The sequence below is a fragment of the Pseudomonas marginalis genome (genome assembly GCF_900105325.1).
Taxonomy (GTDB): Bacteria; Pseudomonadota; Gammaproteobacteria; order Pseudomonadales; family Pseudomonadaceae; genus Aquipseudomonas; species Aquipseudomonas marginalis.
This window is the reverse complement of sequence record NZ_FNSU01000003.1, coordinates 1,533,095-1,553,652: the sequence shown is the minus strand read 5'-3', so window position 1 is coordinate 1,553,652 and position 20,558 is coordinate 1,533,095. Positions and strand designations below refer to the sequence as shown.

At 62.0% G+C, this 20,558-nt stretch carries 16 protein-coding genes and 1 pseudogene; 6 read left to right on the top strand and 11 right to left on the bottom strand.

Annotation, left to right across the window (positions count from 1 at the left end):
* Window positions 1-22 precede the first annotated feature (22 nt).
* The gene (hglS, locus tag BLW22_RS16070; protein WP_065948186.1) at window positions 23-1,399 is read right to left on the bottom strand and encodes a 2-oxoadipate dioxygenase/decarboxylase HglS; all 1,377 of its coding nucleotides are present in this window, start codon (window positions 1,397-1,399) and stop codon (window positions 23-25) included.
* A gap of 288 nt (window positions 1,400-1,687) precedes the next feature.
* Between hglS and BLW22_RS16065 the strand changes: the two genes are divergently transcribed.
* From BLW22_RS16065 to BLW22_RS16055, 3 genes and pseudogenes are all read left to right on the top strand, one after another.
* Entirely contained in the window at window positions 1,688-3,097 is a 1,410-nt protein-coding gene (locus tag BLW22_RS16065; RefSeq protein WP_065927180.1) for an OprD family outer membrane porin, read from the top strand.
* A 69-nt stretch (window positions 3,098-3,166) separates the two neighbouring features.
* Window positions 3,167-5,797 (top strand): annotated as a pseudogene (locus BLW22_RS16060) (MGH1-like glycoside hydrolase domain-containing protein); the annotation flags it as partial.
* Between the two features lie 103 nt (window positions 5,798-5,900).
* Window positions 5,901-7,049: an integrase core domain-containing protein gene (locus BLW22_RS16055; RefSeq protein ID WP_065924691.1), complete on the top strand. Its 1,149-nt coding sequence runs from the start codon at window positions 5,901-5,903 to the stop codon at window positions 7,047-7,049.
* A 140-nt stretch (window positions 7,050-7,189) separates the two neighbouring features.
* Here BLW22_RS16055 and BLW22_RS16050 read toward each other — a convergent pair whose 3' ends face one another.
* Together BLW22_RS16050 and BLW22_RS16045 are read right to left on the bottom strand one after the other, a co-directional pair.
* Window positions 7,190-7,504 carry an SCP2 sterol-binding domain-containing protein gene (locus BLW22_RS16050; protein WP_065927178.1) on the bottom strand — a complete coding sequence of 105 codons (315 nt, stop codon included), beginning with the start codon at window positions 7,502-7,504 and terminating at the stop codon, window positions 7,190-7,192.
* Between the two features lie 56 nt (window positions 7,505-7,560).
* The gene (locus BLW22_RS16045; RefSeq protein WP_074847015.1) at window positions 7,561-8,271 is read right to left on the bottom strand and encodes a histidine phosphatase family protein; all 711 of its coding nucleotides are present in this window, start codon (window positions 8,269-8,271) and stop codon (window positions 7,561-7,563) included.
* 195 nt (window positions 8,272-8,466) lie between these two features.
* On the opposite strand from BLW22_RS16045, the gene sohB reads away from it, so the two are divergent.
* Window positions 8,467-9,492, top strand: a complete 1,026-nt coding sequence (gene sohB / locus BLW22_RS16040; protein WP_065927176.1) for a protease SohB — start codon at window positions 8,467-8,469, stop codon at window positions 9,490-9,492.
* A gap of 492 nt (window positions 9,493-9,984) precedes the next feature.
* Here sohB and BLW22_RS16035 read toward each other — a convergent pair whose 3' ends face one another.
* A complete protein-coding gene (locus tag BLW22_RS16035; protein ID WP_074847014.1) occupies window positions 9,985-11,493 on the bottom strand; it encodes an MFS transporter in 1,509 nt (502 codons plus the stop codon).
* A 150-nt stretch (window positions 11,494-11,643) separates the two neighbouring features.
* Here BLW22_RS16035 and BLW22_RS16030 point away from each other — a divergent pair, with 150 nt between their 5' ends.
* On the top strand, window positions 11,644-12,540 hold the full coding sequence (locus tag BLW22_RS16030; RefSeq protein WP_074847013.1) for a LysR substrate-binding domain-containing protein: 897 nt from the start codon (window positions 11,644-11,646) through the stop codon (window positions 12,538-12,540).
* Here the strand turns inward: BLW22_RS16030 and dhaL are convergent.
* The 7 genes from dhaL to BLW22_RS15995 all read right to left on the bottom strand — a co-directional run bounded on the left by dhaL (window position 12,497) and on the right by BLW22_RS15995 (window position 19,784).
* Entirely contained in the window at window positions 12,497-13,144 is a 648-nt protein-coding gene (gene dhaL / locus BLW22_RS16025; protein ID WP_065927173.1) for a dihydroxyacetone kinase subunit DhaL, read from the bottom strand. The genes BLW22_RS16030 and dhaL overlap by 44 nt on opposite strands.
* A gap of 3 nt (window positions 13,145-13,147) precedes the next feature.
* Entirely contained in the window at window positions 13,148-14,149 is a 1,002-nt protein-coding gene (locus BLW22_RS16020) for a dihydroxyacetone kinase subunit DhaK (RefSeq protein ID WP_074847012.1), read from the bottom strand.
* 143 nt (window positions 14,150-14,292) lie between these two features.
* A complete protein-coding gene (locus BLW22_RS16015; RefSeq protein WP_065948191.1) occupies window positions 14,293-15,408 on the bottom strand; it encodes an MDR/zinc-dependent alcohol dehydrogenase-like family protein in 1,116 nt (371 codons plus the stop codon).
* Window positions 15,409-15,435: 27 nt separating this feature from the next.
* Window positions 15,436-16,191: an SDR family oxidoreductase gene (locus tag BLW22_RS16010; protein ID WP_065927170.1), complete on the bottom strand. Its 756-nt coding sequence runs from the start codon at window positions 16,189-16,191 to the stop codon at window positions 15,436-15,438.
* An 87-nt stretch (window positions 16,192-16,278) separates the two neighbouring features.
* Window positions 16,279-17,286, bottom strand: a complete 1,008-nt coding sequence (locus BLW22_RS16005; protein ID WP_074847011.1) for a substrate-binding domain-containing protein — start codon at window positions 17,284-17,286, stop codon at window positions 16,279-16,281.
* A gap of 36 nt (window positions 17,287-17,322) precedes the next feature.
* Window positions 17,323-18,300, bottom strand: coding sequence for an ABC transporter permease (locus tag BLW22_RS16000; RefSeq protein ID WP_027608638.1), 978 nt, complete (start codon window positions 18,298-18,300; stop codon window positions 17,323-17,325).
* Complete coding sequence (locus BLW22_RS15995; protein ID WP_074847010.1) at window positions 18,297-19,784, bottom strand: sugar ABC transporter ATP-binding protein; 1,488 nt, start codon at window positions 19,782-19,784, stop codon at window positions 18,297-18,299. The genes BLW22_RS16000 and BLW22_RS15995 overlap by 4 nt, the downstream gene beginning before the upstream one ends.
* A 280-nt stretch (window positions 19,785-20,064) precedes the next feature.
* On the opposite strand from BLW22_RS15995, the gene rpiB reads away from it, so the two are divergent.
* On the top strand, window positions 20,065-20,526 hold the full coding sequence (rpiB, locus tag BLW22_RS15990; protein ID WP_016969738.1) for a ribose 5-phosphate isomerase B: 462 nt from the start codon (window positions 20,065-20,067) through the stop codon (window positions 20,524-20,526).
* Window positions 20,527-20,558 lie beyond the last annotated feature (32 nt).

The following is a 20,558-nucleotide window of genomic DNA, read 5'->3' as shown; positions in this document are numbered from 1 at the left end:
GCCGGGTGGGCACTCTCCGTTTTTACACCAGCAGTGTCCGGGTGCATTCATCTATGGAGCGCTGCTGCGTCTCGCCATACACCTTCAATTCATCGACAGTCGTGCGCCCCAGGGCCTTCTCGAATTCGGCCTGGTTCGAATTGGCCGCGTAGTGACTCTGCGCCCCATCCCCCAGGTTCGACTGGAAAATCCCCGCCGCACTCACTGGCAGGAAATCCTCATACACCAAGGGTTCGACAGCCACATGGCCGGCGGCGACCAGTGCCTCCAGTGTGCGCGGTTGATCGGCCTGGCCGCGTGCCGCCAGGCCTTTCTCCGTGGCGAAGTAGCGGAAGTAGGCCAGATCCTGCTCACGCATCTGCCCGTGGTTATCCGGGAAGGCCTGGAAGTGCTGCTCCATCAACTGCATGTAGCGCGCGGCATTGCCCTCGTTGGGGAAGGCGCCCAGTTCGTCGCGCGCGGCATTCAGCAGTTGGTCGTACAGCGCGCGGCCCTTGGGCGTCAGCGCCACGCCACGCTGTTCGATTTCGCCGAAACGCGCGCTATGGCTGCCCTGGGCATCGGTGAAGGCGATGGGTTCGTCGAGGGCCTTGAAGCTGGTCTGGCGCAACAGGATCGGGCACTGGCGGCGGGGCGGCCCTTCGATCACGGCCTTGGGGGTGATGCCCTTGCCGGGCATGGCGGCCTGGACCTGGTCGATGTCCAGGGTGCGCGGGGTCAGGTGGTTGATGTGCGGGCCCTTGAAGGCCACCACGTCGGCGATCAGGCGGTGCTGGTCGCTGAGTTGCTGGTACTGCGCGGCGGTCACGGTCGCGGTGTGGTGCCAGCGGAAGGTTTCCAGGGCCTGGCGCACAAACTCATCGGCATCCGCAGCGTTGAGGCCACCGTCCTTCTCCGCTTGTTCGATCAGCGCCAGGGCGCGGGGGGTAAATATCGAGCGCTTGGCCAGGGCGGTTTCGGCGAACCCGCGCAGCTCGGGGTTTTCGATCAGCTCCAGGCGCAGCAATGAGGTAAACACGCGAAACGGGCTGGTCTGCAGCGCGCTTTCGTGCACGGCGCGGAACGCCGTGGAATGCACCGGGACGCCGGCAGGGGTCAGGTCGTAGTAACCCACCGGCTGCATGCCCATCACCGCGAACAGGCGGCCGATGGTCGCCAGTTCCGCCGCGGTGCCGAGGCGGATGGCGCCATGGCGCTCCATGTCCAGGCGCTGGATCTCACCGGTGCGTTGCAGCTGTTGCGCCAGGCCCGGTTCGCTGGCGAGTACGCGGGCGTTGGTGGCGGCGACCAGCTCCATCAGTGCGCCATACAGCGGAACTTCATCTCGGTACATGTCGGACATGGCCTTGGAAAAGCCCTTGCGGATCTCGTCGGGGCTGACATGTGCGGTGCTGTGCATAGAAAAAATCCTGATGACGATGCTGATGGGCGCGGTCGATGCCTGGATTTTGTTGGGCTATGGGCGGGCGTGCAAACGAAGAATCCTCTGGACTTCATTCTGCAAATGAATGAAATGACGTGAATATGACAAAAAACGGCGGCAGGGAAATTTCATTTTCCAGGCCCTTTTCTAAAGAAAGCTTCACGAGGTCCGCCCTGGCCGGCATGAAAGAATCGTCACGTTTGCAGAGCCGACAGTGGGTTTGCACGCCAAACACGATAAAAAAACATTCAGGGGCCGCAGTTAATGAAAATTTCTACACTGGCGCTGTCGATCACCGCCGCCGTTCTTGCACAACAGGCTTACGCTGATGACTTCGGGCTCGGCTCGCTGGGCACAGGCAATGGCCACAGCGGCTTTCTCGAAGACAGCCATGCGTCCGTCAGTTCGCGGACCATGTACTACAGCGCAGATAACCGCTCGGGCACCAACAACGACTTGCGTGAAGCGGCCACCGCGCTGCGTTTCGACTACAAATCCGGCTTCACCCAAGGCACCGTTGGCCTGGGTTTCGACGTGATGGCCTTCGGCGCCCTGCGTCTGGACGGCGGCGATGGTCACACCGCAGGCCCGGGCCTGGCGGGTAATGGCAACAGCTTCTTCCCGACCAAAAACAACGGCACCGAGCCGGCCGATGCCTTCGGTCGCGCGGCCGGCAACGTGAAGTTCCGCATTTCCCAGACCGAGTTGCATGTCGGTGGTGGCCTGGCGCCGGTGTTGCCGATCCTGGTCTCCAACGACAGCCGCGTGGCGCCGCAAACCTTTGACGGCGGCATCCTCACCTCCAACGATATTCCCAACGTCACCTTCACCGGCGGCGAGCTGAACCGCGCCGAAGGCCGTGCCTCCAGCAACTCCACGGGCTTGAGCGTGGCCGGCGGTACGCGCGACAGCGACAGCTTCAAGTTCGGTGGGGTGGACTACAAGCCGTTTGGTTCGTCCGACAACGCCATCGCAAAAAACCTGACGTTGCAGTACTACTACGCCCAGTTGCAGGACTTCTACAAACAGAACTACGTCGGCCTGGTCCACGTGCTGCCCCTGGGCAACGACCAGTCGTTCAAGACCGACCTGCGTTACTTCGACAGCAGCAGCGACGGCAAGAATGGCGAGAGTGGCTACCAGTTCAACAACAACGGCGGCTACGCCAAGCACGCCAACGAAGTGGACAACAAAACCTACAGTGCCGCGTTCACCTACCAACTGGGCGGCAGCAGCCTGATGCTTGGCCACATTGGCGTGGGTGACGATGGTGGTTTTGTCTGGGTCAACCAGGGCAGCCTTGCCGATCCCCACGCCCAAGGCGCCGGCGGCAGCGACTTCTACCTGTTCACCGATGCGGTGGTGGGCCAGTTCTCCCGGGCGGGCGAGCAGGTCAACTTCGGGCAGTACGCGTATGACTTCAAGGCCTACGTGCCGGGCCTGAAAGCGTCCGTGGCCTACCTGGACGGTACGGATATCAAGTCGAAGGTCGCCGGTGGCCCTGACCAGAAAGAAAACGAAACCGACTTCCGCCTGGACTACGTGGTGCAGGCCGGTCCTCTGAAAGGCTTTGGTACCACCTTGCGTACCGGCACCTATCACGGCAAAAACACCGGCACCGCCGACCAGGACCAGACCCGCCTGATCTTCAACTACACCTACGCCATCTTCTAAGTCTTCATGTGCACCCGGGCGTCATTGGGCTCTACACTGCTCCTCACCTGGTAGGCGATGGAGGACCCGATGACGGCCACACCCGACACCCGAATACTGGACACGATCGAAGGCCAACGCCTGGCGACGCCGGAGGCCGAGCGTTGGCGCGAGTGGGGCCCCTATCTGAGCGAACGCCAATGGGGCACGGTGCGCGAAGACTACAGCGCCGACGGCGATGCCTGGGCTTACTTCCCCCATGAACATGCACGCAGCCGCGCCTACCGCTGGGGCGAGGATGGCCTGGCCGGCTTCAGCGACAAGGCGCAACGCTGGTGCCTGGGCCTGGCCCTGTGGAACGAGCGCGACGCGATCCTCAAGGAACGCCTGTTCGGCCTGAATAATGCCGAGGGTAATCACGGTGAAGATGTCAAGGAACTGTACTTTTTCGTCGACGGTGTGCCCAGTCATGCCTATATGCGCATGCTCTACAAATACCCCCATGCCGCCTTTCCCTACGCCGACCTGATCGCCGAAAACGCCCGCCGTGGGCTGGGCGATGCCGAGTACGAGATCCTCGATACCGGTGTGTTCGAAGACAACCGCTACTGCGACGTCAGCGTCGAATACGCCAAGCATCAGCCCGACGATATCTTCATGCGCGTCACCGTGCACAACCGCTCGCAACAGCCGACGCGCCTGCAGGTGCTGCCGCAGGTGTGGGCGCGCAATGACTGGAGCTGGACTTTTGATGCACCCAAGCCGCAGTTGAGGCTGGACGGCGAATACGTGCTGGCCCGTCATCATGAACTGCCCGATCGGCATCTCAGCGCCTGGGGCCAGGAGGGCCTGGAATGGCTGTTCTGTGAGAACGAAAGCAACTTCCCGCTGCTCGACGGGCAACCGGCGCCGGGGCCTTTCAAGGACGGGATCAACGACTACGTGGTCGAAGGGCTGGACGCTGCGATTCGCCGCGACACCGGTACCAAGGTGGCCGCGCGCTTTATCCTTGAACTGGCGGGCCTGCAAAGCCAAAGCCTTTACCTGCGCTTTGCGCCCGTGGACGCGCCCGAGGTCAACGCGCGCAAACTGTTTGAACAGCGGCGCCAGGAGGCCGATGACTTCTACGCCGCCTTGCAGCAAGGCATCGCCGATGACGATGCGCGCAATGTGCAGCGCCAGGCCCTGGCCGGCTTGCTGTGGTCCAAGCAGCTCTACTATTTCGATGTGAACCAGTGGCTCGACGGCGACCCGGCCCAGCCCGCGCCACCGCCCGAGCGCCTGCATATCCGCAATACCCATTGGCGGCATCTGTCCAACTTCGACATCCTCTCCATGCCCGACACCTGGGAATACCCGTGGTACGCCTCTTGGGACCAGGGTTTCCAGGCGGTGGCGTTTGCCCTGATCGATCCGGGGTATGCCAAGCAACAGCTGTTGTTGCTGGTGAAGGACCGCTTCATGCACCCCAACGGCCAACTGCCGGCCTATGAATGGCGTTTCGACGACGCCAACCCACCGGTGCATGCCTGGGCCAGCTGGCGCGTGTACCAGCAGGACAAGGCGCTGACCGGTGTGGGCGACCTGGATTTCCTCGAGCGGATTTTCCACAAGCTGCTGCTGAATTTTTCCTGGTGGGTCAACCGCAAGGACGCTGAGGGTCGCAACCTGTTCCAGGGCGGCTTCCTGGGGCTGGACAATATCGCCTTGTTCGACCGCTCGGCCGCGTTGCCGCCGGGTTATCAGCTCGATCAAGCCGACGGCACCGCCTGGGTGGCGGCGTATGCGCTGGACTTGATGCGTATCGGCCTGGAGTTGGCCAAGCGCAATGCGGTGTATGTCGATATCGCGGTGAAGTTTTTCGAGCATTTCCTGTATATCGCCGGCGCCATCAACCGCGTCGACGACAGCGCCGAAGGCCTGTGGGACGAGCAGGACCTGTTCTTCTACGACGTACTGCACCGTCCCGATGGCCAGAACGAGCCGGTGCGGCTGCGCTCCATCGTCGGCCTGATGCCGTTGTTTGCCGTGCTGGTGCTGGAGCAACGCGAACACGAGGGGCTGGAAGGGTTGCGTGAACGGCTGTTGGGTTTCATGCATCACCGGCCGGACCTGGCCAAACTGGTGTCGCGCTGGAACGAACCGGGGCAGGGCAATCGCCTGTTGCTGGCGCTGTTGCGTGGCGAGCGCACCAAGGATTTGCTGCGGCGCATGCTCGATGACGACGAATTCCTCTCGGCCTTTGGCGTGCGCTCCCTGTCCAAGGCGTTCGCCGAGCAGCCACTGGCGCTGAAGATGAATGGCGACACCCTGTGCGCCCGTTACCAGCCGGGTGAATCCGACTCGCGCCTGTACGGCGGCAATTCCAACTGGCGCGGGCCCTTGTGGATGCCGGTGAACTACATGCTGATCGAATCGCTGCGCGAATTTCACCGCTACTACGCGGACAACTTCTCGGTGGAATACCCCACGGGCAGCGGGTATCTGGCATCCCTGGAGGACGTGGCCGACAGCCTCAGCCAGCGGATGACACGCCTGTTTCTGCGGGATGAAAACGGTTCACGACCGTCGATGGCGGGGTATGCGCAGTTGGAGGCGGACCCGGCCAGTCGTGAGCTGGTGTTGTTCCATGAGTATTTCCATGGCGAGACGGGGCGGGGGTTGGGGGCTTCGCACCAGACCGGATGGAGTGCGTTGGTGGCGTTGCTGCTACAGCCCAAATGCGGGAGGGGGCTTGCCCCGGTACAAACCGGGGACATCGTTTACATTTCTAACCGGGGACATGGTTTACAGGCTAATACGCATGATCAGGAGGTAACTGATCATGCCCTGGAACCAAGAGTCCCCCATGAATCAAAGAATCAAGCTGGTAGCTGATTGGCTTTCTGGCAACTTCACCAAAAGCCAGTTGGCACGCCGCTTTGACGTTAGCCGACCTACCGTCGATAAGTGGATTGCCCGGCACGACGGCGATTTGAGGTCTTTATCCGAACTGTCCCGGCGACCTCACAACAGCCCAAATAAAACCGACGACGAGATTTTGGCCCGTGTAGTCGCGATGAAGGAGGCTCACGATAAATGGGGGCCGAAAAAGCTTCTCGAGCTATTACGGCTGGAAGATCCCTCCGTCACCTGGCCCTCTCCAAGTACGGCCGGTCAATGGCTTGACCGACTTGGGCTCGTCAAAAAGCGGCGCTTCAAACGCCGACACAGCATTTCCCACGCACAAATGCGAAAGGCCGACGAACCTAACAAGACGTGGTGTGCTGACTACAAAGGGCAGTTCAAGATGCTTAATGCTCAGATGTGCTTCCCTTTGACCGTCACAGACCATGCGTCGCGGCTGATTTTAGCGTGCAGGGCCCATCCCAAGATCATGACCCAGCCTGTAAAACAGGCCTTTGAGAGGCTTTTTCAGGAGTACGGCATGCCGGAAGTTATCCGTTCGGACAACGGGGTACCGTTCGCCTCTCCTGGCCTGGCAAGAATATCCACACTGGCAGTTTGGTGGATTCGGCTGGGTATTTATCCCGAGCGAACCATGCCGGGAAGACCCGCCCAGAATGGTCGCCATGAACGAATGCACCGTAGCTTGAAACTTGAGTTGCCCTTAGGGAAAAACTTAGTCGAGCAGCAGCTTTTGCTGGAGCATTTCAGGCATGAGTTTAATTACGTACGCCCTCACGAAGCGCTCGGCATGAAACGTCCGGGAGACTTGTATGTGCCGTCCACCCGAATTTATCCAGGATGCTTGCCCGATGTGGAATATCCGGCAGAAATGAAAGTTCGAAGCGTCAGGCAGGACGGATCGATCAAGTGGAACGGCAAGTTGGTATTTATCAGCGAGGCGCTGTCCGGGGAAAGGATAGGGCTCAAAGAAGCTGAAGATGAAGCTTGGGATTTGTACCTGTGTGATTATCCCTTGGGGAGGCTTGGACGAGGTATGACCCGCGTCCAGGCCTCAAATGTGTAAACGATGTCCCCGGTTTCAGATGTAAACGATGTCTACGGTTCTACACCCCGATAGCGGTGGGTCAGTCAACTGATGACGCGACTGACAAACCGCCATCGGGAGCAAGCCCCCTCCCACAGAGATTCAGGGTTGCCCGTGAATCAGGAAGGGAACAGTTCGCTCAGCTTCATGGCCAGCATCATGTCGCCTTCGGTGCGCAGCTTGCCGCCCATGAAGGCCTGCATGCCGTCGGTGGAACCGTCGACGATGCCCTCCAGGGTCTCGCTGTCCATGACCAGGGTCACTTGGGCGTCCGGGTTTTCGCCTTCCAGCAGTTCGCAGGTCTTGTCTTTGACTACCAGGGAAAAGTTCTTGGTGTCGTCGATACGGAAACCGAACACCAGGTCCAAGCCTTCGGCAGCGCTTGGGTTGAATTTGGCTTTCATTGCTTCTACGGCTTTAGCTACGTCAGTCATGGTTTCGATCCTTTTATGGTGAGTCCAGTGACCTTGGGGTCACGGTTGGCCGCACTTCATCGGAAGGTGATGAGTTGCGGCGCCTTCAACAGTTGCAAGTGGGTGTGACTGTTGAAGGAAGCCAGTGCCACCTCGCGACCGCGGAATTTCAGCTGGTTGAGCGAGGTGTTAACAATTTGCCAGTTCAGTTCGAAGGCCTGGGCGGCAGGCATCCGGGTAATCAGGTGGAGCAGGGCGGTGATGGTGCCGCCGGAGGTGAACACGGCGATCTTCTGCGTGTTGTTCGCCGCTTCCAGAATGCGTTGCAGGCCACCCTGGACGCGCTCGACGAACCCCAGCCAGCTTTCCAGCCCCGGGGTGTCATAGGTGCCGGCCAGCCAGCGCTCGATGATCAGGGCGAAGATGCGTTGGAACTCGCTGCGGTTTTGCGCGGCGTTGCGCAGGATGTCCAGGGCGTCGGGTTCGCTGCCGAGCAGGTCGGGGAGCAGGGCGCGGATGATTGCGTCGGCGTCGAATTCGTTGAAGGCGCTGTCGGTTTCCAATGCAGGCACCGGCAGGCCGAGGGTGCAGTATTGATCGAAGGCGGCAGTGGCGGTGTGCTGCTGTCGGCGCAGGTCGCCGGCGATGCAGCGGTCGAACACCAGGCCCATATCCGCCAGGTGGCGGCCGAGCACTTGCGCTTGTTCCACGCCGACGGGCGATAGCACGTCATAGTCGTCTGCACCGAAGGAGGCCTGGCCATGTCGAATCAAATAGATGCTGCCCACGTCCGTTTTCCCGGTACGTTGAAAGTCTGGCGAGGTTATGAGGATGCCAGGGTGCTGTCAATGAAAAAACATACGCTTGTTTTAAAAGCTCGTTGGAGCGCGTTCCTGCTGGCGGTTTGAGCACTGGCCGCCCGGCGATCCCGTCGGTATGCTTGGGCAATCCGCGCCTGGCGCCGTGCATTGTTAAGGAGACACATGGATTTTTTGGCTGAATACGCGAGCTTTCTGGCGAAGACTGTCACCCTGGTGGTCGCTATTCTGGTGGTCTTGATCAGCTTCGCGGCACTGCGCAGTAAAGGGCGTCGCAAAGCCGCCGGCCAACTGCAAGTCAGCAAGCTCAATGACTTCTATAAGGGCCTGCGTGAGCGCCTGGAGTCGAGCCTGCTCGACAAGGAGCAGCTCAAGGCCCTGCGCAAGTCCGAAAGCAAAGCCGAAAAGAAGAACGGCAAGAAGAAACCCGAGGTCAAGCCACGGGTGTTCGTGCTGGATTTCGACGGTGACATCAAGGCCTCGGCCACCGAGAGCCTGCGCCATGAAATCACCGCGCTGCTGAGCCTGGCCACGCCCAAGGACGAAGTGGTGCTGCGCCTGGAAAGCGGCGGCGGCATGGTCCACAGCTACGGCCTGGCGTCGTCGCAACTGGCGCGTATCCGCCAGGCGGGCGTGCCGTTGACCGTGTGCATCGACAAGGTCGCGGCCAGCGGCGGCTACATGATGGCGTGCATCGGCGAGAAGATCATCAGCGCACCGTTTGCCATCCTCGGCTCCATTGGCGTGGTGGCGCAGTTACCCAACGTCAACCGCCTGCTGAAAAAGCACGACATCGACTTTGAAGTACTGACCGCCGGCGAGTACAAGCGCACCCTCACGGTGTTTGGCGAAAACACCGAGAAAGGCCGCGAGAAGTTCCAGGAAGACCTGGACATCACCCATCAGCTGTTCAAGAACTTCGTCTCGCGTTATCGCCCACAGCTGGCGATTGATGACGTAGCGACCGGAGAGGTGTGGCTGGGTGTTGCCGCGCTGGATAAGCAACTGGTCGACGAACTGCAAACCAGCGACGAATACCTGGCCACCAAGGCCAAGACCGCCGAAGTGTTCCACCTGCACTATGCCGAGCGTAAAAGCCTGCAGGAACGGGTGGGCCTGGCGGCCAGCGGTTCGGTAGATCGGGTGCTGCTGACCTGGTGGAGCCGCCTGACCCAGCAACGCTTCTGGTAAGGCCCTTTGAGGTATAGGTAATACCTGTGGGAGGGACGGTGCGACGATTCGACTTGCCCCCGATGGCGGCCTGACAGCCGACCAGGCCGACCAGGATGTTGGATCAGACCGAGTACATATCCGTTGCTTCGGTAACGGCGGCTATTGGTTCCGCCCTTACGGCGGCTCACTTTTGAAAAGCGCAAAAGTAAGCAAAACGCTTCGCCCCACCACTCGGCACCTCGCCTAGGCTCGGTGTGCCCGTAATCCGACAGTGATTTGGGGGGCCGCCGCCACGCGCCATCCATGGCGCGGGGCGGCTAAACCGGCATCCCTGCCGGTTTACCCCCCAAATCACTATCGAATTCCGGCCAGCGTGGTTTAACGGGGCGCCTGAGATCAAGATCAAGAGCGGCTCGCTTCGCATCGTGGTTAGCGTTGGCTGCTACAAAGTTTTGTAGATACCTATGCTCATCGGGGGCAAGTCGAATCGTCGCACCGTCCCTCCCACATTCAGTTCGGTGTGGGTATCGGCTTGCGCATCAGCCTCCCCACCACCAGCGCTCCGAGCAATCCCAGCACACCCGCCACCCACAATACGTAACTGAATCCACCCACAAACGCCTGCTGCGCCAGCGGTTGCACCATCGCCCGTGCCGGCTCGGGCAACAAGCCCATTGCCGCCGGCATATCCCCGGCCACCACCCGTGAAGCAATCCCCGCCACCTGCGCCTGCCATTGCGTGTCGATACGTGCGCGCAACACGTGCTCGCTGTGGCTGCTCAGCAGTGCGCCATACACGCCAATCGCCAACATGATCGCGCTGAACCGCATGGTGGTGCTCATGCCCGACGCCATCCCCGCACGGTCCCGTGGCACGCAGGCCATGATGTTTTTTTGCGTATCACCATTGAGCAAACCGGCACCGGCACCGGTGACGGCAATCGCCAGGGCGAAGGGCAGGTAGCCGCCGATATTCACCGCCCAGGCACTTAGCAGGTTGCCGCAGCCCACCAGGGTCAACCCGGTTGCCATCATCGTTGCCGGTGCGAAGCGCCCCGCCAGCCGCGCGCCGATCCGGGGACAGACCAGCATGGTCAGGGCGAACGGCAGCATGCCCAGGCCCGAGGCAATCGCGGAGAAGCCCAGGCCGTTCTGCAGATAGAACGGCAGCAGCGTCATCATCACTTGGGCACAGCCGGCGTAGGCAAACATCCCGAGCAAGGCGCCGATAAAACGCGGGTGGCGAAACAGTTGCAGGTCCACCATGGGCCGCCGCTGCACACGTTCGACCCCTACAAATACACCCAGCAACACCGCACCGCCGATCAGGCGTGCATAGGTCAGCGGGTTATCCCAGCCGATACGGTTGGCCTCGATCAGGCCCCAAATCAGGCACAACAGGCTCGCGCTGAAGGCCAGGCTGCCCCACGGGTCGAGGCGGGCGGATTGGCTATCGCGGGATTCCGCAATGGCGTGCAGCACCAGGCTCATCAGCGCCAGGCCCACGGGCAGGTTGAGGTAGAAAATCCAGCGCCAGCCCAGGTACTCGGTGATCAAGCCGCCCAGGGTCGGCGCGGCCGTCATCGCCACGCCCATGCAGGCGCCCCAGAACGCCCAGGCCTTGGCCCGCTCGACTTCATCGTGGAAGGTGTGGCCAATGGAGGCCAGGGCTGACGTGAGCAATAACGCTGCACCGACGCCCTTGACCGCGCGGGCGATATCCAGCCACAACGCACTCGGCGCCGCCCCGCAGCCAACGGAGGCGAGGATAAAAATACTCAGGCCCCAGACCAGGGATTTTTTGCGCCCGAACCGATCGGCAAGGCTACCGGCCGGCAGCAGCAAGGCGGCAAACGCCAGCATGTAGGCGCTGACCACCCATTCGATATCGGCAAAGTTCGCCCCCAGGTCGCGAGCGATGCTCGGCAGGGTCACGGCGACGATATTAGTGTCGAGCACGATCAGCGAGCAGACGCCGGACGCGGTCAGCAACGTCAGGCGCGGGTTGACCCGGCTCATGATCGGATTACCTTACAGGCAATAGGGCAAATGCAGTTGATGGGCATCGCAAGGGCGCTCCAGTGGTGAGGTGCTTCGAGCTTATCCCTGGCCACTGCTGGTATTGTTAGCCGCTGTGGAGCACTTCATTACCTTTGAGCTAACCCTGTTATGGATATCCGCCATTTTCGCTACTTCCTCGCCGTGGCCCGGCAGCGCAACTTCACCCGTGCCGCCGAGCAATTGGGCATTGCGCCACCGACCCTGAGCCGGCAGATCCAGGACATGGAAACCAGCCTGGGCACGCGCTTGTTTATCCGCCGGCAACGCGAAGTCAGCCTCACCGAAGCCGGCGCCGCCTTGCTGGTCGAGGCCGAAGCCACCGTGCGCCAGTTTGAATTCGCCCAACGCCATGCCCAGCGTGCCGGGCGTGGCGAGATCGGCCATATCGAATTGGGTTACGTGGCTTCGGCGCTGTACGCCGGGCTGTTGCAGCGGCAGATGCGTGCGTTCGGCCAGGCATTTCCCGACGTCAGCGTGACGGTGCGCGAATGCGCCATGGCCACGCTGCCGAGTGCGGTGGCGGACGGGCGCTATGACATCGGCTACATCCGCTCGCCGATGACCTTGCCCGAGGGGGTGGAGGCGGTGCGCCTGGACGGCGAAGGTTTTGTCCTGGCGCTGCCCCAGGATTCCTGGCTGTTGGGGCTCGCGGCCATAGGCTGCGAACACCTGCAAAACGAGACATTTATCCTGCCGGAGCAAATCAGCGGCACCCTGCATGTCGCCGCGCAAGGCGGTTATGCTCCGCGCCTGGGGCCACAGCCGGGCGGGCTGGTCGCGGTAGTGGCGCTGGTGTCGATGGGGCAGGGCGTGGCGGTGGTGCCCGCGTCAATGGTCGGGCATGTGCAGTTGCCGGGCGTGGTGTACCGCAGCATTCAGGGCTGCGACGCATCCTCGTGGCTGTCGCTGATTCACCGGCGCTTCGAGAAAGCGCCGGCGGTGGCGCGGTATATCCAGCAGGTCAAGCACTCAGGCGCGGCTGCACCGAATCCGCCAGGCGCGTAAGGATCAGGCAGCACGACACCGCCCCCGCATCCAGCACGCCGAGTGAGCGCTCGCCCAGGCGACTGGCGCGGCCGATCTTCGCCACCAGGTCCTTGGTGGAGTCGCGCCCCTGGGAGGCGGCGGTTTTCATCGCCTCCAGTGCATCACTGAAGGACGCCCCCGAGGCGTGCGCGCGCTCGAAGGCTTCCACCGCCGGGATCAATGTGTCCATCAGGCACTTGTCGCCCACGCCCGCTTCGGTGATGTCCTGCAACGAGGTCAGGCCGCCGCGCAACAGGTGGGCGAAGGTGGCCGCGTCGATGTCGTCACGGCCACGCACTTCGTCGGCCATGCCGATAAACAGGCTGCCATACAACGGCCCCATGGAGCCGCCGATGCCTTCCATCAGGCTCAGGGTCAGTTCATCCAGGGCTTCGGCGAGGGTCAGTTGGCGACCTTCGATCGTGCGCCCGCAATGGGCGAAGCCCTTGGCCATGTTGATGCCATGGTCGCCGTCGCCAATCGCGCCGTCGACTTCGCTGAGGTATTCACGGTTGGCCACGATCACGCTGACCAGGTCGGTGACGATGGCGCTGCCGTGGTGGCTGGAAAAATGCTGGCTCATGGTTCAGTCCGCCTGGGTCATGCCGATGGAGCGGCAGGGTTGGTCGATCAGGGTTTTCAGCTCGGCGTCGAGGCCGAGCAGGGTCAGGGTCACGCCCATCATTTCCAGGGAGGTGAAGTAGTTGCCGACGTAGCAGCGGTGAATCTTCAAGCCCTTGGCCTTGAGTTGGCGTTCGACCTCGGCATAGAAAATATACAGCTCCATCACCGGCGTGGCGCCAAGACCGGAGACCAGCACCACCACGCTGTCATCCTGGCTGAAGTCGCGGTCGGTGAGGATCGGCGCGAGCATGCGCTCGGCCATGGCGGCGGCGGATTCGATCGGGATGACCTCAATGCCCGGTTCGCCGTGATGGCCGATGCCCAGTTCCATCTGGCCGTCGGGGATCTGGAAGTTGGGCTTGCCCACGGCGGCAATGGTGCAGGGCGTGAGGCCGATGCCAATCGAGCGGCACTGGTCGACGGTTTTCTGCGCGACGCGAATCACGCCGTCGAGGTCGTAGTGCTGGGCGGCTGCGGCACCGCCGATCTTCCACATGAAGATTTCCCCGGCCACGCCTCGACGTTTGGCGATCTCGGCCTTGGGCGCGGAGGCCACGTCGTCGTTGGCGACCACGGTGCGGATGCGCATGTCTTTGCTGGCGGCCATTTTCATCGCCAGCTTCACGTTCATATTGTCGCCGGCATAGTTGCCGTACAGGCAGGCCACGCCGGCGCCATGGTCGGCAGCGCGGAAGGCGTCGAAAAAGCTCTTGGCGGTGGGCGAGGAGAAAATCTCGCCGACGGCCACCGCGTCGACCAGGCCGGGGCCGACATAGCCGAGAAAGGCCGGCTCATGGCCGGAGCCGCCCCCCGTGACAATGCCGACACGCCCTGGCCCGGAAGGCCTGGCCTTGACGATCACCCGTGGGTTGCTTTCGTACTGGCGCAGTTCGGGGTGCGCGACCAGGATGCCGCGCAGCATGTCCTCGACCACTTGGTCCGGATCGTTGATGACTCGATTCATAACGCGGGTTCCTGTGTTCTTTTTGTAGGAGCGAGCTTGCTCGCGAAAAGCGTGAAGACACCGCGTTTATCCAGAAGCCCCGCGTTATCGTTGTCGACCTTCGCGAGCAAGCTCGGCTCCTGCAGTAAAGCGGTTGTGTGTTCCTAGGGTTCGAGTACAACCTTGAGCGACTTGTCGCCACGTTCCATCACCGCAAACGCTTCCTTGAAGTCCGCCAGGGCGAACTTGTGGGTGACTACATCGCGCATATCGATCTTGCGGTTGCCGATAAAGTCGATGGCCCGCGGGTACATGTACGGCCCCAGGTGCGAGCCGAGGATGTCCAGCTCCTTGCGGTCGCCGATGATCGACCAGTCCACCGTGGCCTCGTCGTTGAATACGCTGAACTCCACGAAGCGCCCCAGCTTGCGCAGCATCGCCAGGCCCTGGTTCACCGCCTTGTGGTGCCCGGTGGCCTCGATATAGATGTCGCAGCCATAGCCGTCGGTGATCGCGCGGATGTTGGCCAGTACGTCCACTTCGGCCGGGTTCCACACTTCGTCGGCGCCCATGCGCAGGGCGAGGGCGGCGCGTTCGGGTTTCATGTCGAGCACGATGAGTTTTTTCGGGTTGCGCAAACGCACGGCGCCGATGATGCCCAGGCCCAGGGTGCCGGCGCCGGCGACCACCACAATGTCGTCATGGTCGACGTTGGCGCGTTCCGCCGCATGCAGTGAGCAGGCCAGGGGTTCGATCAGGATCGCTTCGTCGGGGGCGATGGATTCCGGCACTTTGTGAATGATGCCTTCCTTGGTGAAGATCATGTACTGGGCCATGGCACCCTGCACATTGTTCTGGAAACCATAGAGGTCGTGTTTCTGGCACATCCAGTACTGGCCGTGGTTGCAGAAGCGACAGCCCCAGCACGGCACGATCTGCTCCGAGATCACCCGATCACCGACCTTCACGCCGCGCTTTTCCGCGCCCGGGCCCAGGGCCACCACGCGACACACGAACTCATGGCCGGGGATCATCGGCGGCTTGACGTAGCGCGGTTGCTCGGCATCGCCCCAGAACGACGGCGCGCCGCGATAGGTCTTGATGTCGCCCATGCAAATGCCGCACAACTCGACCTTGGTGAGGATCTCATCGGGGCCGGGCGTGGGTACGTCGACGGTTTCCAGGCGATAGTCTTCCGGGCCGTGGCAAACCACGGCCTGCATGGTTTTCGGGATGGCCGGCGAGAGTTGTTCGGGTGTGCGTTCGGTGACAGTGGACATGACAAAACCTCACGACAGATAAATGAATTACTGAATGCTGTAGCCGCCGTCGATCACCAGGTTGGCGCCGGTGATCATCTGCGCGGCATCGCTGAGCAGGTACAGCGCCAGCCCGGCGATTTCCTCCGGCTGCGCAAAGCGGCCCGCCGGGATCTGCAATTTGGCCCGTTCGCCGACTTCACCGGCCCAGGCCTTCTTGCCCAGCGCGGTCTCGACGATGGTGGGGGAAATGGCGTTGACATTGATGTGCGGCGCCCATTCCATGGCCAATACCTTGGTCATGCCGACGATGGCCGCCTTGCTGGCGCAGTAGGCGACGTGGCGGTCGAGGCCGATCACCGCGGCCTGGGACGCGAGGTTGACGATGCGCCCGCTGCCCTGGGCGAGCATGTGCCGGGCGCAGGCCTGGGCCACGAAAAAGCTGGCCTTGAGGTTGATGTCCAAGGTGGTGTCCCAGGCGCTTTCGCTGACATCGACGGCCTTGTCCAGCAGGGCCACGCCGGCGCTGTTGATCAGGTAATCCAGGCGTTGGAAGTGTGCGAAGACCTGGTCGATGGTGTGTTGCACTTGGTTGATCTGGCTGAGGTCGACGGCAATGCCCAGATGCCCGGCACCCAGGCCCGCTGCCACTTCAACCACCGCCGGGTCGCGGTCGAGCAAAGCCACGCGGGCGCCGCGCTCCACCAGCAGGCTGGCACAGGCCAGGCCGATACCGGCGGCGCCGCCGGTGATCACCGCGCAACGGCCGTTGAGGTCGAAGGCTTGGTTCCAGAATCCAGACATGCATGACTCCTCTTTCAATAACGATCGAGATCCAATGTGGGAGGGGGCAAGCTCTCTCCCACACTTGACTGTATTTCAAGCCAATGACTACTTACCGCCACTGACCTGTTTGTACAGCGCATCGGCGTTGGCGTTAGTCACGGGCACCCACGGCAGGATGTAGGTCTTGGCCGTGCCATCGCCCCATTTCAGGTCCTTGGCATAGCGCTCCCAGATCACCGACTGCGGCTTGTAGTCCTTGCCGGCGAGTGCGCGCAACGCCACGTCCAGTGCGCCCTGGGACTGGGCCTGGGCGTCCTGGAGGAAGGTGGTGACTTCGTCTTTCTTCGCCGCCTGGATCGCGTCCGGCATGCCGTCGATGGACGTGACGGGCACATCCTTGGAGGTCAGGCCGTGGGATTTGAGGGCCTGCACGGCGCCGAGGGCCATGTCGTCGTTCTGCGCGATCACGCCGTTGATGCCTTTGGGGTGGGCGTTCAACCAGTCTTCGGTCAGCGCCAGGGCCTGGGCGCGGTCCCAGTTGGCGGTCTTCTTCTCGATGATCTTGATGCCAGGGTGCTTGCCCAGCACTTCCAGCTCGCCTTTTTCGCGGTCGATCTGCGCCGACTGGCCAATCGGGCCCTGGATGATCACTACGTTGCCCTTGCCGTTGAGCTTGTCGACCATGGCCTGGGCCTGCAGGCGGCCGCCTTCCACATCATCGTTACCGACGTAGGGCACCGAGGCGTCGGCGACCTTGGTGTTGGAGGCGATAACCACCACGTCGTTGCTCATGGCTTGCTTGACGGTGCCGACGCCGGCCTTGGTGTCGATCGGCACGAACAGGATCGCGTCGTAGCGCTGGGTCACCATGTTTTCGATCTGATTGTTCTGGGTCAGGGCGTCGTAGTTGCCGTCGAACACCGTCAACTGCACGGTGCCGTCCTTGACCGCCGGGTGCTCCTTGAGCTCGCGGACCCAGTTCTGCATGAACTGGCCCTTGAGGCCATAGACGGCCGCGCCGACCTTGTAGGTCTTGCCATCGGCGGCCATTGCGATACTGCCGGCGAGCAGGGAGAGAGCCGCCGCGGCGGCCAGGGTGGTACCAAGTTTCATGGGGGGAACTCCGGTTATTGTTGTAGTGGTCGTTCTCTAGCGTTTTTTCTTGCGCCACACGTCGATCAGTACTGCAAACACGATGATCAGGCCCTTGGCGACCTGCTGGTAATAGGAGGACACGCCGAGCAGGTTCAGGCCGTTGTTGATCACGCCGATCAACAACGCGCCGAACAGCGTGCCGACAATGCTGCCGGTGCCGCCCGACAGGCTGGTGCCGCCGATGACCACGGCGGCAATCGCGTCCAGCTCATAGGACACCCCGGCCTGGGGCAGGGCGGAGGTGGTGCGTGCCGACAACACCACGCCCGCCAACCCGGCGAGCAGGCCGGACACCACGTACACCGAAAACATCACCTTGCGCACGCCGATCCCGGAGGTGCGCGCGCTTTTTTCATTGCCGCCCACCGCGTACACATAGCGGCCGTAGGTGGTGTAGCGCAGCACCATCCAGAAGATCAGCGCGACCACGGCGAAGATGATGATCGGCACGCCAATCGGGCCGATCTTGCCGATGCCCAGGGCCAGGTAGGCGTCGGGCAGGTCGGTGATCGGGCTGCCGTCGTTGAGGATGAAGGTCATGCCGCGGGCAATGCTGAGCATGCCGAGGGTGGCCACGAACGGCGGGATCGACAGGTTGGCGACCATAAAGCCGTTGACCACGCCGAGCATCGCCCCGGCAAACATCCCCGCACTCACTGCCGCCAGCAGCCCGTAGCCCTGGGTCGCGACCATGGCGCTGCACAATCCGGCAAAGGCCAGGATCGAGCCGACGGAAAGGTCGATGCCCTTGGTCAGGATCACGTAGGTCATGCCCACCGCGAGGATGCCGTTGATGGAGGTCTGGCGCAGGATGTCCATCCAGTTGCGCCAGGTCATGAAGTACTCGCTGGAAAACGCCATCACCACGCACAGCAGGATAAACACCAGCGGCAGGCCGAAACGGTCTAGGGACAGGCGCAGGCGGTTGCGTGGCGCTGTGGTGATGGGGGCGGCAATGGTTTTGGCATTCATGAGGCAAGACTCAACAGGGCTTCCTGGGAAAGGGCGGTGTCGGTGCTGATGGTCACCAGGCGGCCGCCCTTGAAGACGGCGATGCGGTCACTCAGGTGCAACAGTTCCGGGGCTTCCGACGACACCACGATGGCGGCGCCACCGGCGCGCACGAATTGATCCAGCAGGTGGTAGATCTCCTGCTTGGCGCCCTCATCGATACCCCGTGTCGGCTCATCGCACAGCAGGCACACCGGTTCGGTCGACAGGCATTTGGCGAGCACCACTTTCTGTTGGTTGCCGCCGCTCATGGACGCCACCGGCAGTTCCAGTGAGGTGGTTTTGATCTGCAGGCGCTTGACCATGTCCTGGGCCAGTTGGGTTTCCTTGCGCGCATTGATCAGCGACCAGCTCGACAGGCGCTTGTAGGCCGACAGCGCAATGTTGGAAAGAATGCTGCCGGTAAGCACCAGGCCGCTGTCCTTGCGGTCTTCGGTGACCAGCGACATGCCGGCATTGATGGTCGCCTTGGGCAGGCCCACGGGCATGGGCTTGCCTTGCAGGGTGACGCTGCCGGAGTCCGCCACGGTCAGGCCATAGATGCAGTTGAGGAATTCACTGCGCCCCGATCCCATCAGGCCGTAGATGCCGAGGATTTCACCCTGGCGCAGTTGCAGGCTGATGTCGTGGAACTCACCGGCGCGGCTGAGGTTGTCGACTTGCAGGCAGGTGTCGGCGGCGCATTCGCGGCCGACCTTGTGGTCGATGCGGGTCAATTCCTGGCCAACGATGCCGCGCACCAGGTGGTCGCGGTCGATATCGGCCATGCGTCCGCTTTCCACAAAGGCGCCGTCGCGGAAGATGCTGTAGTCATCGGCGATCTGCGCCAGTTCGCTCAAGCGGTGCGATACATAGACGATGCCGGCGCCCCGCGCGGTGAGGCGGCGAATCGCCTTGAACAGGGTTTCGGCTTCGCGCTCGCCAATGGCCGAGGTGGGCTCGTCCATGATCATCACCTGGCAGTCATGGCTGAACGCCTTGGCGATTTCCACCAGTTGGATCTGCGCCACGCTCAGGCGGTGCATGGGGCTGCTCGCGTCGACATCGAATTCCAGGCTTTCCAGCAGTTCGCGGGTGCGGCGGTTCAAGGCCTTGTTGTCGACGATGCAGCCGGCGCGGCGCGGTTCGCGACCCAGCCAGATGTTTTCGGCGACGGTCATGTAGGGGATCGGTTCCAGTTCCTGGGTGATCATCGCGATCCCCGCCGCGAGGGCTTCGCTGGGGCGATTGAACTGTACGGCGGTGCCGTTGAGCAGAATGCTGCCGGCATCACGCGGGGTGATGCCCATCAGGATGCTCAGGAAAGTCGACTTGCCTGCGCCATTGCCGCCGCACAGGGCGTGGACGCTGCCGGCCCGCAGAGAGAGGCGCCCGTCACGCAGGGCAGGGATCCCGGCGTAAGCCTTGGCGACGTGTTCAGCCTGGAGCAGTAATGGCGTGGCCATCGGCGTGTCCTCGTGCTGTGAATTCTTATTAGGTCGCACAGTCATGTTTCGCTGTGATCATATGTGTATCAAATGAAATTCTGATCAGTCAATCTCTTTCATGTAAATGCTGCGATTCTGATCTTTTTCGCCAATTACCCTTTTTTAGAGCGCTTTGACTGGCAAGTCAGTTAAATCCTGCTTGACAGGAGAGGGTTACGCCTGCGAAATGAATGAGAGAAATTTCATTGAGTGATCAGTTGATCAGTCATAAGCACTCACGGCAGCGGAGCCAGACACCATGAACACACCTTTCCCGGTGGCTATCGGATGCGATGAAGCGGGTTTTGAGCTCAAGGAGCTGTTAAAGCGCCATATCGAGGCGCTGGGCTATCCGGTGACCGACTTCGGCACCCATTCCACCGCGCCGGTGTTGTACCCGGACATCGCCCTGGCCGTGGCCACCGCCATCAACGCCGGGCAGCAGCGCCTGGGCGTGCTGGTGTGCGGCACGGGGATCGGCATGGCGATCTCGGCCAACAAGGTGCTCGGGATTCGTGCGGCCCAGGCCCATGACACGTACTCGGCAGAGCGGGCGCGCAAGAGCAACGATGCGCAGATCCTCTCTATCGGCGCGCGGGTGATCGGCGCCGAACTGGCGAAAAGCATCGTCAAGTCGTTCCTGGAGTCGGAGTTCGAGGCGGCACGTTCCGGGGCCAAGGTCGAGCGCATCAATGCGATCGAGCGCGATGGGCATCAATAGTGGACGTAGCAGGGCAAGAGTCGGGAGAATGC